Origin of the sequence: Pseudomonas fluorescens, from assembly GCF_001307155.1 — a bacterium.
Taxonomy (GTDB): Bacteria; Pseudomonadota; Gammaproteobacteria; order Pseudomonadales; family Pseudomonadaceae; genus Aquipseudomonas; species Aquipseudomonas helvetica.
This window is the reverse complement of sequence record NZ_CP012830.1, coordinates 1,325,072-1,340,575: the sequence shown is the minus strand read 5'-3', so window position 1 is coordinate 1,340,575 and position 15,504 is coordinate 1,325,072. Positions and strand designations below refer to the sequence as shown.

Below are 15,504 nucleotides of genomic sequence, written 5' to 3'. Positions count from 1 at the left end.
GCCACCAAGACCCGGCCCGCTCCGAGGTCTACTCCGCTGCCAGCAGCATTTCGGTCTGGGCGGTCAGGCCCATGAAGCGTCGAACACGTTCGCCGGTCTGCTTGTTGCGTATGGCATACGGGCTGGCATCCAGCTGAACATTCCCGTTTTCCATGAAAATCACCCGATCGGAAATCGACATCGCGAAGTCCATCTCGTGGGTCACGATCAGCATGGTCATGCCTTCTTTGGCCAAATCGCGGATCACATTCAATACATCGCCCACCAGTTCCGGATCGAGGGCCGAAGTCGGTTCGTCGAACAGCATGATCTTCGGCTCCATGGCCAATGCCCGGGCAATCGCTACCCGTTGTTGCTGACCGCCGGAAAGCTGATGCGGATACTTGTGCGCGTGAGCCAGCAGTCCGACCTTGTCCAACAACGCATAGGCGCGTTGTTCACTCAAGGGTTTTGCGCTGCCGTGAAAGCGCGGCGCCAGAGTGATGTTGTCGAGAATGCAGCGATGGGGAAACAGGTTGAAGTTCTGGAATACCATCCCGATATGCCGCACGCCACTACGAACCTTCGCGCTGTTGGGGGTGTCGTTGGAACCGATGAAGCTTTCGCCAAATAGCATGATCTCGCCTTGATCAATACTTTCCAGTCCATTGATGGTGCGAATCAACGACGTTTTACCTGAGCCTGACGGGCCGATGATTGAAATCACCTGACCACTGCCGACAGTCAGGTCGATGCCCTTGAGCACTTCGTGATTGCCATAGCGCTTGTGGATCTTCTCCAGCTGTAGGACTGGTACCGCACCGCGATTGACTGGGAGGCCGGCAGTGCTGGTCAGCGGTTGGGATTGGGCCTTGAGTCGGCTTACGGCGGTTTCGTCTAGGGTTTGCGGCTTGCGTTGGTTCAGATCCAGATGGTGTTCCAGTCGCTGCAAAAACCAGCCGAACACGCTGACGATAAACACGTAATACACCGCTACTGCGCCGAGGGTTTCCATGACCAGGAAGTTCTGCGCGTACAGGCGCTGGCCGACGGTCAGCAGTTCGGTCAGGGAAATCACCGAGATCAGCGACGTCAGTTTCACCACCGTGATGTATTCGTTGATCAAGGTCGGCAGGGAAATGCGAAAAGCCTGAGGAATCACGATCAAACGCTGCAAGCCCAGGAAGCCGATACCCAGCGCGCGCCCGGCCTCTTTCTGACCCTTGGCGACCGATATCAGGCCACCGCGATGGATCTCTGCCATATACGCCGCTTCGGTGATCACCAGCGCGAACAACCCGGAGTAGAAGGGGTTGGACAGGACCGAGCCGGTCATCGGGAATAACTGCGGCAGGTTGTAGACGAAGACCACCAGCACCAGCAGCGGAATGCTGCGGAAGAACCAGATATAAGCGGTCGCCGGAAGTCTGAGCCAGACCGAAGTCGACAGTTTGGCCGAGGCCAGTAGAAAACCAAGAAGCATGCCGATGAACCAGGCCAGGGCACTGAGTTCGATTACGGTGACGCAGGCTTGCCAGAAGGCGGAGTCAGCGAACAGGGAGAAAAAGTACGTCCAATCGAATTGCATAAGTACCTCGAACCGCATTGAAATCTTCGCGGGTAAGCCGCTCCCGCGCTGGGAGCGGTACTTTTGTAGGCGCGTGCTGGCCCGCGAAGGGGCGTCGCCTTAGTTGGACGCTTCTTCCAGGTTGTACTTCTTCAGGATAGCTGCGTAGTCACCGCTTTTTTTCGCACCATCAAACGCCTTGAGCAGCGCCTGATAGGTCTCCTCGTTGCCTTTCTTGACGAAGATGCCGAGGGTTTGCGGATAGACCAGATGCTGGGAGGTGACCACCACACGACCGTTGGTGTGTTCGGCGATCATCTTCGCTGCGCCGGCGATTTCCATTTGGGCCTGGATATTTTTCGACAGCAGGGCCTGGGTCACTTCCGGTGCCGACGGGAACTCGCTGACAGTGATGGCGCCCTTGTTGTTCGGCACGCAATAGTCGGTCGAGAGTTTCTTCAATTGAGCGACCCAGGTGGTGCCTTGTTCCAGCCCGACTTTCAGGCCGCAGAGGTCCTCCGGGGTTTGCGCATTCAGACCGCTGTCTTTCGGTGCCATGATTGCCGCGCCCGTCACCGCGTAGCCTATGGTCATCGCTTGAGTCTGACGCTCTGGCGTGATGTACATGCCGGAGATGATCGCGTCGTAGTGCCCGGAGTTCAGGCCGGAAATCAGATTGGGGAACTTGGTATCGACGAACTCCGCCTTGGCTTGCATCTGCTTGGCCAGGGCTTGAGCCAGTTCCGGATCGGAGCCGACGATATTCTTCTGGCTGTCATAGGATTCGAACGGCGGATAGGTGATTTCCATGCCGATTTTCAACTGACCCGGTGTGGCGGCGGAAGCCATGCTGGCAGTTGCACAAAACAGGCTGGCGGCGAGCAGGGACAAACGGGCAGCACGGTTGTTTTTGTAAAGCATTTTCGGTGACTCCGATTAGAAAGTAGTGGCCGACAGCAATGATCAGGACGGTTGCGTCTGATTTTTCAGGTGCCCGAAGCTCGAAGGCTTACGCGCCTTCTCCGGCAACGTTATTTCTCCGTTTTCCACCCGCTTGCGCAGGTATTGGTAAGTCTGCAGCGCCTGGCCGTACATGTGTTCACCAATGGCGATCTGCTCATACTCTTGCCCGGTCTTGGCGAAGCCCGGCAGGGGTTTGATCTGGGTATGGAAGTCGCAGGCATAGAACAGCGGGAAGGAGTAGCGCTCTTCGCTGACACTGCGGACACGGTGAGCTGTCGCAACGAATGCACCTGCGGTCATGACTTCGAGCATGTCGCCGATGTTCACCACGAACGCCCCTGGAATAGGCGGTGCGTCGATCCACTGGCCAAGATTGTTCATCACCTCCAGCCCGGGTTTGTCTGCCAGCAAAATGGTGAAGCACTCGTAGTCGGTATGTGCACCAATCCCGGGCGCATCCTGAGCCGTGCCGTCGAACGGGTAGTGGATCAGCCGCAGCTTCGAGGGCGGCCGGGTGACCATGCTGTCGAAATAGTCCTCCTCCAGGCCCAATGCCAGGGCGAAGCCCCCGAACAGCCGTCGACCGAGGGCGAAGATCGCGGCGTAGTAGGCCTGCACGGCTTCCTTGAAACCTGGCAGTGACGGCCATTCATTCGGCCCGAGCAGCGGCGTGTTAGCCAGCACCAGCGGATCGTTTTCCGGGACTTCGAAGCCGATGTCGAAGGCTTCCTTATGATCCGGTTTGCCCTTGGCATAAACCTCTTCACCTTCCGGGACAAAGCCCTTGTGAGTCTTCGAGGTGCCGATGTAGTGCTGCATCTTGGTTTCCAGGGACTGATCGAAATAGTCCTTGGCTGCCTGGCGCAAGTTGGTGATTAACTGCGGATCGATGCCATGGCTGGTGATATAGAGAAAGCCGACGTCACTGGCAGCCACCCCGAGCTGCTCTGCGACGACCAGCCGATGTTCCCGTTCGATGCTGAACAGACCGGCGATATCCACCACCGGAATGCTCTTGAAGTTCGCTTGGGGCGTAGTGTTATTGATCTGCTCGGACATGTTGCAAGCACCTCACGCGAGGGTTGAGTGATTGAAGCGATCGAAGTGTTCGCGCTCTGTGTTGGCCATCCAGATATTCAGCGACCACAGGTCGGCGACCGGCACATTGGTGAAGGGCAAGTGGTGCAAATAGCCGTCGGCACCGAACTCAGGCGTCAGGGTGCTGACCTGATAGCCGCGAGCCTGCTGGGAGTGCCAGATGGCTTCCCAGTGCTGTTGATGGAAGGCCAGTTCCCGGGCGTATTCCGGGGCGGCGGGATGGGGAACCTGCGGGCCTTGGTCATAACCGACCCGGGCCTGGATATGGTGTACGCGCTCGACGAAGGCACTCAGGTCATCCGCCGGATCATTCAACAGTCGCTCGCACGTCACGACCCAATGGCTGATATCGCTGGTGAACCGCAGGTCGGGTAGCTGCCGGATCAGTTCAAGCGTCAGCCAAGGGTTGAACAGTGACCGTGAGCGGTGGGTTTCGAAGCTGCAGAATTGCCCGTGCTTGCGTGCAAGCGCCATGGCCTGGCCGAAGAACTCCACCTGCTGCGACAGCGGCCAACGGTCATTGCCGGCCAGCACATTGACGAAGCGTGGATTGAGCTCGGCAGCCCAAGCGAGTTTTTTGTCCAGATCAAGAAGGTGTTCGGTGGGCGACGCGGATTGTTCCGGCAGCACGTCATAAGCGGTAAACACGGTGCTGATGTAAGCCAGTTCATTGGCTTTTAGAAAGGCGCCGAACTCGGTTCGTTCGCGGACGTCCAACGGCAGGCGAGCTTCCATGCCATCGAAGCCGGCTTCCAGCAACTCGTCGAGCGCCTGGGCCTTGCTCGCGCTATAGCCCCAGAGGGTACGAAATATTTCCAGTTTCATCGGTGAACCTCCACGACGCCTTCAACTACTCAAGGCTCGACGCCGGTGCATGACCGAATCGAGCTGTTATGGCAGTAGCAAAAGGTGTTCATGAGTCGGATCTCGGTGGATCCGCTCTCACTTACGTCGCTGTCAGCTTTTATTGTTATTAGGACCGCAGTGCGGTTACAGGTCACGTTGGTGCCGATGGTAGACATGGGGTGAAACAGAGAAAAATAGGAAACCCCAAATTGTTACTTCAGGATTTTATAAACAAATAGGCGCCTATCAATACTCGCTGCTTTCGTGAGCATTTCACCGGATATGCTATCGTTGCGGCATCATCCATGACGATCAACGAGAATTCCCGCATGAAGCTGGCTGTCTGGACGACAGAACGCATTGCTGGCTGGAAGCAGCTGCTGCTGGCCGGCCTTTTCTGTTTGTTGAGCCTTCCTGTATTCGCTGAGTTGCAGGCGCCACCGAGCATGGCTGATCAGCGCGCCATGTCGGTCACTCAAGTGGTGTTGGGAATCCTCAGCTACGCTCGCTGGCCGGTGGAGCCAGCGCAATTGCGTTTGTGCGTGGTCGGTCCCACCGAGTACACCGACGATTTAGTCAAAGGCACCACTCAAGCCACGGGGCGTCCGGTGGTCGTTCGGCGACTGTTGGCCAATTACCCGGCGATCGCCAGTGAGTGTGACGCAATCTACATCGGTAAACTGACCAATGAAGAGCGCAGCACGCTCTTCGCTTCTTTGACAGGCCATCCGGTGCTGAGTATCAGCGAGGGGGGCGATCAATGCACGGTAGGCAGCCTGTTCTGCCTGCGGGTCAGTGACCATCAAGTCTCGTTTGAGGTCAACCTCGACTCGGTAGCCCGCAGTGGTGTGCGCATTCACCCCAGCGTCTTGCAACTCTCTCGCCGTAAAGCGGCGGCCCCATGAACCTGTTCAGGTCCGGCAACCGCCCAACTTTGCAATCGGTCATTGGCCGTGGACACCTGATCGTTGCGCTGGTTGGCGTGGCCATGGCCAGTCTGTCCCTGACCTTGCTCGGGGTACTGGCCTTGCGGGTGTATGCCGATCACAACCTGCAGCTGATTGCCCGTTCGATCAATTACACGGTGGAAGCTGCAGTGGTGTTCAACGACAGTGCGGCGGCGACCGAAGCGCTGGCGCTGATCGCGTCCACAGAAGAAGTGGCCGATGCCCAGGTGTTCGATGAAAAGGGCCAGCTGCTCGCTCGTTGGCAGCGACCGGAAACCGGTCTGGTTTCCGAATTGGAAATGCAGATCGCTCGATCGCTTCTGGAAAAGCCGATCAACATACCGATCCTCCATCAAGGTCAGGAAATCGGCAGCATCCTGCTGACCGGGCATGGCGGCAGTCTGATGCGCTTTTTGCTCAGCGGTCTGGCCGGGATTGTCTTGTGTACGGCGGTTAGCGCCTGGGTCGCGTTGTATCTGGCACGCCGTCAGCTACGGGGGATTACCGGCCCACTGCGCAGCCTGGCCGAGGTCGCTCACGCCGCGCGCCAGGAGCGGGTCCTCGATCGTCGTGTGCCGCCAGCACGCATTGCCGAACTCGACAGTCTGGGCAACGACTTCAATGCCTTGCTTGATGAGCTGGAGTCCTGGCAAACCCACCTGCAAAGCGAAAACGAAACGCTGGCCCACCAGGCCAGTCATGACAGCCTCACCGGTTTGCCGAATCGGGCGTTTTTCGAAGGTCGACTGATTCGCGCGTTACGTAATGCCAACAAACACGATGAACGGGTTGCCGTGCTGTTTCTCGATAGCGATCGGTTCAAGGGTATCAATGACAACTTCGGCCATGCTGCTGGCGATGCCGTGCTGGTTGCCGTGGCAACCCGAGTCCGGGCGCAATTGCGTGAAGAGGATCTGGTCGCCCGCTTGGGCGGTGACGAGTTTGCTGTGCTGTTGACGCCGTTGCACAAAACCGAAGACGCCGAACGAATTGCCGAAAAGATCATCGCCAGCATGGAGCTGCCGGTTCAGTTGCCAGGCGATACCCAGGTGTTGACCTCACTCAGCGTTGGCATTGCGATTTATCCTGATCATGGCGCCACACCCGGTACCCTGCTCGATGCCGCCGATGCGGCAATGTATCAAGCCAAACGCCTCGCCCGAGGCGGGCAATACACGGCAGGGTCGGAGCACCTTGTCGCCAATGTTCAAACCAGGAGTTAACAGCCTTGTTTTCACTGACCCAGCGTTCCCTGCGATTCTTTACCTTTACCTTTACCTTGCTCATGGCCGTGCTGGCAGTGAGCGGTTGCCAGACCGCGCCGCAAAAAGGCCTCAGTCCGGCGCAGATCGTGGTGCTTAAACAGCAGGGTTTCGAATTGACCGAGGAGGGCTGGGCCTTCGGTTTGTCGGGCAAGGTGTTGTTTGGCAGCGACGTTGATCACTTGAACCCGCAAAGCACCGAAATCGTTGAGCGAATCGGTAAGGCATTGCACGGTGCCGGCATTGAGCGCGTGCGGGTCGATGGTCACACCGACGGGTCGGGTAAAGAGGCCTATAACGAGCAACTTTCCCTTCGCCGCGCCAAGAGTGTCGGCGCGGTGCTGACCAGCGTTGGCCTGCGCGAGGAGAACATTCGACTGCGCGGCCTTGGCAGCGCCGAGCCGGTGGCATCCAACACCACCACCGCCGGACGCACCGAGAATCGCCGGGTATCGATTGTGGTGATCGCGGACTAGTCGGCAAAGTGCTTCGTGCGGGTTTCCCCCATCAATAGCGCTTGATTCTGCTCAGTCACTTCACGGATGCATTTGCATGTCATAAGCCGGGTGTGTCCCGGTTTCTATCGACGTGCCTTAACTCTGATTCATTCGATAGACCATTGCGCTCCAGTAACGGTTGCCATTGCGTTTCTGGCGAGTCCATCCGGCAGCCTCCAACTGCTTGGCGATCATTCGATTCATGACTCCATGACCGAGCAACAGGACCGGGCCTGCGCTCGCAAGGGATCGAAGTTGTTGAGCGGCCTCGTTGGCCCGAATCTTGGCCTGACGGAAAGACTCGACCGTCCCTGAGAAGCCGCATAACCATGAGACTCGAAGGATAAATGCCCATGTAAACGGTGAAAGACGCGGCAGTGTCCAGCGGCCATGGGGCAGCTGCGCCTCGCAGAAAATCGCGTCTACCAGGGTGGGCTGAAGGCCCAACGCCCGAACGGATGTCAGAGCCCGAGGCGCACTGCTCGATACAATCACTTGGGCGGTAGCGGCCAGTTGCACACTCGCCTCTGGGGCGGGCTGGTTGATGATTTCGGATAGATTGTATTGCTCGATCCAGCGTTTCATATCAAGCGCTGAAACCTTGTTGGTCACGGCCAGATTCGGCTGCCCATGGCGCATCAGGATGATCTCCCTGCTCATGTGTTTACGTCCTTGTTTTACTGCCCCAGGAGTACTGAAAATGCACCCGGCGGGCATTTGAAGCATGCTGATCGTGCCAGTATAAACCGCACATTGAGGCGTGAGATTATCATCTGGACGTTAGGTGAAGGGAGCGACATTTGCAGCTTGCGTGAACGAGTCCCATACCCCCAAAGGCACCTGCCAATGCCCTTCGATGTCACAAGTTGCGTACCAATCCCTGTCACAAAACCTTGGCAAAGGCCTGCTGACCTCGTTACGACGCCGCTACCTGATTCCTTGAAGGGCTGTCAGTCGGCGAAGTGCATCGTTCGGGTTTCACCCATCAATAGTGCCTGATTCTGCTCGGTCACGGCGCGGATGTAGTCCCAGAGCAAAGTAATCCGCTTGAGCTTGCGCAGGTCCTCGCGGCAGTACATCCAGAATTGCCGGGTGATGTTGATTTCCTCCGGCAGCACCGGCAGCAGTCGTGGATCCTGGGCCGCCAGGAAGCACGGCAGAATCGCCAGCGAGCGGCCTTGCTGCGCGGCCACGAATTGCGCAATCACGCTGGTGCTGCGCAGGTTGGCGCTGGCGCCGGGCAGTACATTGGCCAGGTACAGCAGCTCCGAGCTGAATGCCAGATCGTCGACATAACTGATGAACTGATGCTTGCCCAAATCTGCCGGGCGGCGGATGGGCGGGTGTTGGTCGAGGTAATCCTGGGTCGCGTACAGCTGCAAACGGTAGTCGCAGAGTTTGCAGCAGACGTAAGGGCCGTGTTCCGGGCGTTCCAGGGCGATGACAATATCTGCCTCGCGCTTGGACAAGCTGATGAAGTGCGGCAGCGGCAGGATATCCACCGAAATCGCCGGATAGGCATCGACGAAGTGGCTGAGCTGCGGGGTGATGAAAAAACTCCCGAAACCCTCGGTGCAGCCCATCCGCACATGGCCGGATAACGCCACGCCCGAGCCGGACACCTGCTCGCACGCCATGTGCAGTGTGCTTTCTATGGATTCGGCATAACCCAGCAAACGCTGGCCTTCGGCGGTCAATACAAAGCCATTGGTCCGTGATTTTTCGAACAACAATGTCCCCAATGCACCTTCCAGCGAACTGATCCGCCGTGACACGGTGGTGTAATCCACGGCCAGGCGTTTGGCGGCGCTGCTGGCCTTGCGGGTACGGGCGACCTCGAGGAAAAACTTCAGGTCGTCCCAGTTCAACGAGCCTAACGATGTGATGTTTTTTTGCATGTTGGACCGGATTTTATGTGCGTTCTTATTAGAAGTTTGCACATCTATACTCCAAAAACAGTCCGACAACCAATTCGCGACACACGCCTCATCACAAGGCGACTTTTCTCGCCTTGGCTCCCTGCATAACAACAAGTCCAGGAGACCGTCATGAACGCATCGCTCACGCCAGAAACCACTGTGCAAAAGGTCAAGCTGTTGATCGACGGCCAATGGGTCGAGTCCCAGACCACCGAATGGCACGACATCGTCAATCCGGCAACCCAGCAAGTGCTGGCTAAAGTACCGTTCGCTACGCCTGCGGAAGTCGACGCCGCGATCAGCGCCGCTCATCGTGCCTTCCAGACCTGGAAGCTGACACCGATTGGCGCGCGGATGCGCATCATGCTCAAGCTTCAGGCATTGATTCGCGAGCACTCCAAGCGCATCGCCGTGGTCCTCAGCGCCGAGCAGGGCAAAACCATTGCCGACGCTGAAGGCGATATTTTCCGTGGCCTGGAAGTGGTCGAGCATGCGTGCTCCATCGGCAGCCTGCAAATGGGCGAATTCGCTGAAAACGTCGCGGGCGGTGTTGATACCTACACCCTGCGCCAACCGATCGGTGTCTGCGCCGGTATCACGCCGTTCAACTTCCCGGCGATGATCCCGCTGTGGATGTTCCCGATGGCTATCGCCTGCGGCAACACCTTTGTGCTCAAACCGTCCGAACAGGACCCGATGTCGACCATGCTGCTGGTGGAACTGGCCATCGAGGCGGGCATTCCAGCCGGCGTGCTCAACGTGGTTCACGGCGGCAAGGATGTGGTGGACGCGCTCTGCACCCACAAAGACATCAAGGCCGTATCGTTCGTCGGTTCGACGGCAGTCGGTACTCACGTCTACGACCTGGCCGGCAAACACGGCAAACGCGTGCAATCGATGATGGGCGCCAAGAACCACGCGGTGGTACTGCCCGATGCCAATCGTGAGCAAGCTCTCAATGCGCTGGTCGGTGCCGGTTTCGGCGCTGCCGGTCAACGTTGCATGGCCACCTCGGTGGTGGTGCTGGTGGGCGCGGCCAAGCAGTGGCTGCCAGACCTCAAGGCATTGGCGCAAAAACTCAAAGTGAATGCCGGCAGCGAGCCGGGCACTGACGTTGGTCCGGTGATTTCGAAACGGGCCAAGGCGCGGATTCTTGATCTGATCGAAAGCGGCATCAAGGAAGGCGCAAAACTGGAGCTCGATGGTCGTGATATCACCGTCCCCGGGTACGAAAAAGGCAACTTTGTCGGCCCGACCCTGTTCTCCGGGGTGACCACCGACATGCAGATCTACACTCAGGAAATCTTCGGTCCGGTGCTGGTGGTGCTGGAAGTCGACACCCTCGATCAGGCTATTGCGCTGGTCAACGCCAACCCGTTCGGTAACGGCACCGGCCTGTTCACCCAGAGCGGCGCCGCGGCGCGTAAATTTCAGAACGAAATCGACGTCGGTCAGGTTGGCATCAACATCCCGATCCCGGTGCCGGTTCCGTTCTTCAGCTTCACCGGCTCGCGCGGTTCCAAGCTTGGCGACCTCGGTCCGTATGGCAAGCAAGTGGTGCAGTTCTACACTCAAACCAAGACCGTCACCAGTCGCTGGTTCGACGATGACAGCGTCAATGACGGTGTGAACACAACCATCAATTTGCGTTAAGGAGCCGGACATGAAAATCGCTTTTATCGGTCTCGGCAACATGGGCGCGCCGATGGCGCGCAACCTGATCAAGGCTGGCCATTCGCTGAACCTGGTCGACCTGAACAAAGCCGTACTCGCAGAACTGGCGCAACTGGGCGGCACTATCAGCGCCACGGCGCGTGAGGCAGCCCAAGGCGCAGAACTGGTGATTACCATGCTGCCGGCCGCTGTCCACGTGCGTAGCGTCTGGCTGGGTGAAGATGGCGTGCTGGCCGGGATCGCCAAGGGCGTTCCCGCCGTGGATTGCAGCACCATCGACCCGCAGACCGCCCGCGATGTCGCCGCGGCGGCGGCCAAGCAAGGTGTGGCCATGGCGGATGCGCCGGTTTCCGGCGGCACCGGTGGCGCTGCGGCCGGGACGCTGACCTTCATGGTCGGCGCCACGCCGGAATTGTTCGCCACCCTGCAACCGGTACTGGCGCAGATGGGCCGCAACATTGTGCATTGCGGTGAAGTCGGCACCGGGCAAATCGCCAAGATCTGCAACAATCTGTTGTTGGCTATTTCCATGGTCGGCGTCAGCGAAGCGATGGCCCTTGGTGATGCGCTGGGCATCGACACTCAGGTGCTGGCGGGGATCATCAACAGTTCGACCGGTCGTTGCTGGAGTTCGGAGATGTACAACCCGTGGCCGGGTATCGTCGAAACAGCACCGGCGTCGCGTGGTTATACCGGTGGTTTTGGTGCCGAATTGATGCTCAAGGACCTGGGGCTGGCGACTGAAGCTGCACGTCAGGCGCATCAACCGGTGATGCTCGGCGCGGTGGCTCAGCAGCTGTATCAGGCGATGAGTCAGCGTGGCGAAGGCGGCAAGGATTTCTCGGCAATCATCAACAGCTATCGCAAACCCTGATAGGGGGGGCGGGACTGTGGCGAGGGAGCTTGTCGGAACGCCGCAACGCCCCGCTCGGCTGCGAAGCAGTCGTCAATCCTGAACACGCGGCGTATCTGACAAGTCGCATTGGCCTCATGGGTCCGCTTCGCGAACCAGCGGGAGCAAGCTCCCTCGCCACAAACGCCGCGCTCGCCATAAATATGGCGTAATCCGTCGATACTTTCCGAGAGCCCACGTCGGGTGGGCTCTCGGTTTTTTATTGCAGAATCAGGCGAAAACGAAGTACTTGCGTACGGTCTCGACCACTTCCCACGTACCTTTCATGCCCGGCTCAATGACGAAAATATCGCCCGCGCGCAGATGGATCGGTTCCATGCCGTCCGGGGTGATCACGCAGTAGCCTTCCTGGAAGTGGCAGTATTCCCACTTCACATACTCCACGTACCACTTGCCCGGTGTGCAGATCCAGGTGCCCATGATCTTGCTGCCGTCTTCGCTGGTGTAGGCGTTGAGGTTGACGGTGTGCGGGTCACCTTCGAGTTTCTCCCATTTGCAGGCATCAAGCACCGGCAGTGGATGGGTATCGCGAAGAACGGTAATGGGTTTGGACATGCTGACTCCGAGCGTTAGGCAGGACTGAAGTCGCACCCTATAGCGCCCGACACGGAGTCAGTTGTCTGTGCTCGACACTCAGCTGTCCAGAAACGCGCTATTGAGCAAACCCGCTCAAGCGGACATCCGGGAGTCCGATTCGCGCATTGAAATTTCCATCCGCTAAACTTCAAATTCTTGGCATTAAGTGCGAAACATTTGGGCGTTCCCGACGGATTTCGCAAGAATCTTCACAGGCATCACTCGTATCATTCACGCGAGAGTTGCCGAGAGCTATGCAATGAAAAAAACAATGTCGTGGTGGGATATCAGCCCGCCCTTGAGCACCGCAACACCGACGTGGCCGGGTGATACGCCGTTTCAGGAAGAGCGCGTCTGGACCTTCGGCCCCGAGTGCCCGGTGAATGTCGGTCGCATCACCCTGTCTCCCCACACTGGCGCCCATGTCGATGCGCCACTGCATTACAGCGCTGACGGCGCGGCCATCGGCGATGTATCGCTGGATGTCTACATCGGTCCGTGTCGCGTCTTGCATTGTCTGGACAGCGGTCGGTTGGTTCAGCCGGAGCAACTGGAGGGGCGCCTTGCCGATCTGCCCGAGCGCGTCTTGCTGCGCACTTATCAACAGGCGCCGTTGACGGCCTGGGATCCTGACTTCACCGCTGTGGCCAAGGAAACTGTCGACCTGCTGTCGAGCCTTGGCGTGCGGCTGATCGGTATCGATACACCGTCGCTGGACCCTCAACAGTCCAAGACCATGGATTCGCACAACGCAGTGGCCCGCCATGGCATGGCGATTCTCGAAGGCATCGTGCTCGATGACGTGCCGGAAGGCGACTATGAACTGATTGCGCTGCCGCTGCGGTTTGCCAACCTGGACGCCAGTCCGGTCAGGGCTATTTTGCGTCCACTGAACAAACCGCCACTTGAGGAGCCTGCTCAATGAGCCAATGTCCCTATTCTTCAGATCAGTCACCTTCAAACCCGCCAGAAGAATGGCATAACGCCGAGCTGAATTTTTCCGACTCCATGAGCTACGGCGATTACCTGGACCTGGGGAAGATTCTCAGTGCCCAGCACCCCTTGTCGCCGGACCATAACGAGATGCTGTTCATCATCCAGCATCAGACGTCCGAGCTGTGGATGAAGCTGATGCTGCACGAGCTCAAGGCGGCTCGTGAGCATGTCAGGCTGGGCGAGTTGCCGCCGGCGTTCAAGATGCTGGCGCGGGTCTCGCGGATCTTCGATCAACTGGTGCATGCCTGGACGGTGTTGGCGACTATGACTCCGACCGAATACCACGCGATCCGGCCGTTTCTGGGCCAGTCATCGGGCTTCCAGTCGTTCCAGTACCGCGAGATCGAATTCATCCTCGGCAACAAGAGTGCAACGCTGTTGCGTCCGCATGCCCACCGGCCGGAACTGTTGGCGGAGCTGGAAAAGGCGATTGCCACGCCGTCGCTGTATGACGAGTCGATTCGGTTGATGGTCAGTGCCGGGTTGGCGATTGATCCGCAGCGCTTCGAGCGCGATCCGGCCAGCCCGACCGCTTATGACGCCTCGGTCGAAGCCGCCTGGCGTGTGGTCTACACCGACCCTTCGCGGTATTGGGATCTGTACCAGTTGGCGGAGAAACTGATCGACCTTGAAGACTCGTTCCGTCAATGGCGCTTCCGCCATGTCACCACGGTTGAGCGGATCATCGGCTTCCAACCGGGTACCGGCGGCACTGAAGGTGTGGGTTATCTGCGCAAGATGCTCGATACCGTTCTGTTCCCGGAGTTGTGGCGCGTGCGTTCGACCCTCTGACCCGAGATACAAAAAAGCCCCGGCATTTATCGAATGCCGGGGCTTTTTGTCGACTGGCTGAAGGCTATTAAGCGACCGACAACGCGCGAGTCCGTGCAACCCGAATCCGGTAGAACACGAACAGGATCAGCACCCAGACCGGGATCGCGTAGACCGACGCACGCACCCCGGGAATCAACAACATCACATAGATGATCATGGCCATGAACGCCAGGCACAGGTAATTGGTGTACGGCGACCAGAACGCCTTGAAGCCCGGAACGATGCCGCGTTGGCCCATGGCTTTGCGAAACTTCAGGTGCGTCAGGCTGATCATCGCCCAGTTGATCATCAACGAAGCGACCACCAGCGCGAACAGCAACTCAAGCGCTTCATTCGGGGCGACGTAGTTGACTACCACGCACAACATAGTGATCAGCGCCGAGATACCCAGCGCCCGTAACGGTACGCCCTGTTTGTTCAGCTTCATCAGCGACTTCGGTGCGTCGCCTTGTTCTGCCAGGCCGTAGAGCATGCGGCTGTTGCAGTAGACGCCGCTGTTGTAGACCGAGAGCGCCGCGGTCAACACCACGAAATTGAGGATTTGCGCTGCGGTGTTGCTGCCGATCAAGGCGAAAATCTGCACAAACGGACTGCCGCTGTAGGCATCGCCGGAAGCGCCCAGTGTCTGAAGCAGTTGATCCCATGGGTACAGCGACAGCAGCACGGTGAGTGCGCCAACGTAGAAGATCAATACGCGGTAAACCACCTGGTTGATCGCCTTGGGAATGACTTTCCTCGGCTCGCTGGCTTCAGCGGCGGTAATGCCGACCAGTTCCAGGCCGCCAAAGGAGAACATGATGAACGCCATCGCCATCAGCAAACCGTTGGTGCCGTTGGGGAAGAAACCGCCGTGGCTCCACAGGTTGCTCACCGAGGCCTGCGGGCCGCCGGTGCCGCTGACCAGCATGTAACAGCCGAGGGCGATCATGCCGATGATCGCAACGACCTTGATGATGGCGAACCAGAACTCCATTTCACCGAAGACTTTGACGTTCATCGTGTTGATCAGGTTGACCAGTACGAAGAACACCGCCGCGCTGACCCAGGTGGGGACCTCGGGCCACCAGAACTGCACGTATTTGCCAACGGCGGTCAGCTCGGCCATGCCCACCAGCACATACAGCACCCAGTAGTTCCAGCCGGACAGGAAGCCGGCAAAACTACCCCAGTAGTTGTGTGCGAAATGGCTGAAGGAGCCGGCGACCGGCTCCTCGACAATCATCTCTCCCAGTTGGCGCATGATCAGAAAGGCGATGAAACCGGCAATGGCATAGCCGAGGATCATCGACGGGCCTGCCGATTTGAGCACGCCGGCGGAGCCGAGAAACAGCCCTGTACCAATCGCGCCGCCCAGCGCAATCAGCTGAATATGCCTGTTTTTCAGCCCCCGCTTCAGTACGCCCTGTTGCAGTTGTTCATCCGCCATCTGGATA

The 15,504-nt window shown here is 58.4% G+C and carries 15 protein-coding genes; 7 read left to right on the top strand and 8 right to left on the bottom strand.

All coding sequences use genetic code 11. The annotated features are described in order from the left end of the window. Positions 1-28: 28 nt before the first annotated feature. From AO353_RS06035 to AO353_RS06020, 4 genes are all read right to left on the bottom strand, one after another. On the bottom strand, positions 29-1,567 hold the full coding sequence (locus AO353_RS06035; RefSeq protein ID WP_054594137.1) for an amino acid ABC transporter permease/ATP-binding protein: 1,539 nt from the start codon (positions 1,565-1,567) through the stop codon (positions 29-31). 99 nt (positions 1,568-1,666) lie between these two features. After that, a complete protein-coding gene (locus AO353_RS06030; RefSeq protein ID WP_054594136.1) occupies positions 1,667-2,467 on the bottom strand; it encodes an ABC transporter substrate-binding protein in 801 nt (266 codons plus the stop codon). A gap of 42 nt (positions 2,468-2,509) precedes the next feature. Then, entirely contained in the window at positions 2,510-3,568 is a 1,059-nt protein-coding gene (locus tag AO353_RS06025) for an isopenicillin N synthase family dioxygenase (protein WP_054594135.1), read from the bottom strand. Positions 3,569-3,580: 12 nt separating this feature from the next. After that, positions 3,581-4,432: a sugar phosphate isomerase/epimerase family protein gene (locus AO353_RS06020; protein WP_054594134.1), complete on the bottom strand. Its 852-nt coding sequence runs from the start codon at positions 4,430-4,432 to the stop codon at positions 3,581-3,583. 350 nt (positions 4,433-4,782) lie between these two features. Here AO353_RS06020 and AO353_RS06015 point away from each other — a divergent pair, with 350 nt between their 5' ends. The 3 genes from AO353_RS06015 (at position 4,783) to AO353_RS06005 (ending at position 7,138) form a co-directional block, all read left to right on the top strand. After that, a complete protein-coding gene (locus AO353_RS06015; protein ID WP_054594133.1) occupies positions 4,783-5,358 on the top strand; it encodes a YfiR family protein in 576 nt (191 codons plus the stop codon). Further along, on the top strand, positions 5,355-6,623 hold the full coding sequence (locus AO353_RS06010; RefSeq protein ID WP_054594132.1) for a diguanylate cyclase domain-containing protein: 1,269 nt from the start codon (positions 5,355-5,357) through the stop codon (positions 6,621-6,623). Before AO353_RS06015 ends, AO353_RS06010 begins: the two co-directional genes overlap by 4 nt. Positions 6,624-6,685: 62 nt before the next feature. Further along, entirely contained in the window at positions 6,686-7,138 is a 453-nt protein-coding gene (locus AO353_RS06005) for an OmpA family protein (RefSeq protein WP_081013854.1), read from the top strand. A 117-nt stretch (positions 7,139-7,255) separates the two neighbouring features. Here the strand turns inward: AO353_RS06005 and AO353_RS06000 are convergent, their stop codons facing one another. Next, a complete protein-coding gene (locus AO353_RS06000; protein ID WP_054594130.1) occupies positions 7,256-7,819 on the bottom strand; it encodes a histidine phosphatase family protein in 564 nt (187 codons plus the stop codon). Positions 7,820-8,109: 290 nt separating this feature from the next. Beyond that, a complete protein-coding gene (locus tag AO353_RS05995) occupies positions 8,110-9,057 on the bottom strand; it encodes a LysR family transcriptional regulator (RefSeq protein WP_054594129.1) in 948 nt (315 codons plus the stop codon). A 150-nt stretch (positions 9,058-9,207) separates the two neighbouring features. Between AO353_RS05995 and AO353_RS05990 the strand changes: the two genes are divergently transcribed. Then, the gene (locus tag AO353_RS05990; RefSeq protein ID WP_054594128.1) at positions 9,208-10,731 is read left to right on the top strand and encodes a CoA-acylating methylmalonate-semialdehyde dehydrogenase; all 1,524 of its coding nucleotides are present in this window, start codon (positions 9,208-9,210) and stop codon (positions 10,729-10,731) included. 10 nt (positions 10,732-10,741) lie between these two features. After that, positions 10,742-11,626, top strand: coding sequence for a 3-hydroxyisobutyrate dehydrogenase (gene mmsB, locus AO353_RS05985; RefSeq protein ID WP_054594127.1), 885 nt, complete (start codon positions 10,742-10,744; stop codon positions 11,624-11,626). 249 nt (positions 11,627-11,875) lie between these two features. Here the strand turns inward: mmsB and AO353_RS05980 are convergent, their stop codons facing one another. Continuing rightward, positions 11,876-12,220 (bottom strand): cupin domain-containing protein, encoded by a 345-nt coding sequence (locus tag AO353_RS05980; RefSeq protein ID WP_019691702.1) that lies wholly within the window; start codon positions 12,218-12,220, stop codon positions 11,876-11,878. A 280-nt stretch (positions 12,221-12,500) separates the two neighbouring features. On the opposite strand from AO353_RS05980, the gene kynB reads away from it, so the two are divergent. Both kynB and kynA read left to right on the top strand, forming a co-directional pair. Continuing rightward, the gene (kynB, locus tag AO353_RS05975; RefSeq protein ID WP_054594126.1) at positions 12,501-13,166 is read left to right on the top strand and encodes an arylformamidase; all 666 of its coding nucleotides are present in this window, start codon (positions 12,501-12,503) and stop codon (positions 13,164-13,166) included. Next, entirely contained in the window at positions 13,163-14,029 is an 867-nt protein-coding gene (kynA, locus tag AO353_RS05970; RefSeq protein ID WP_054594125.1) for a tryptophan 2,3-dioxygenase, read from the top strand. The genes kynB and kynA overlap by 4 nt, the downstream gene beginning before the upstream one ends. A gap of 67 nt (positions 14,030-14,096) precedes the next feature. Here the strand turns inward: kynA and AO353_RS05965 are convergent, their stop codons facing one another. Next, positions 14,097-15,497: an amino acid permease gene (locus tag AO353_RS05965; RefSeq protein ID WP_054594124.1), complete on the bottom strand. Its 1,401-nt coding sequence runs from the start codon at positions 15,495-15,497 to the stop codon at positions 14,097-14,099. Between the last annotated feature and the right edge of the window lie 7 nt (positions 15,498-15,504).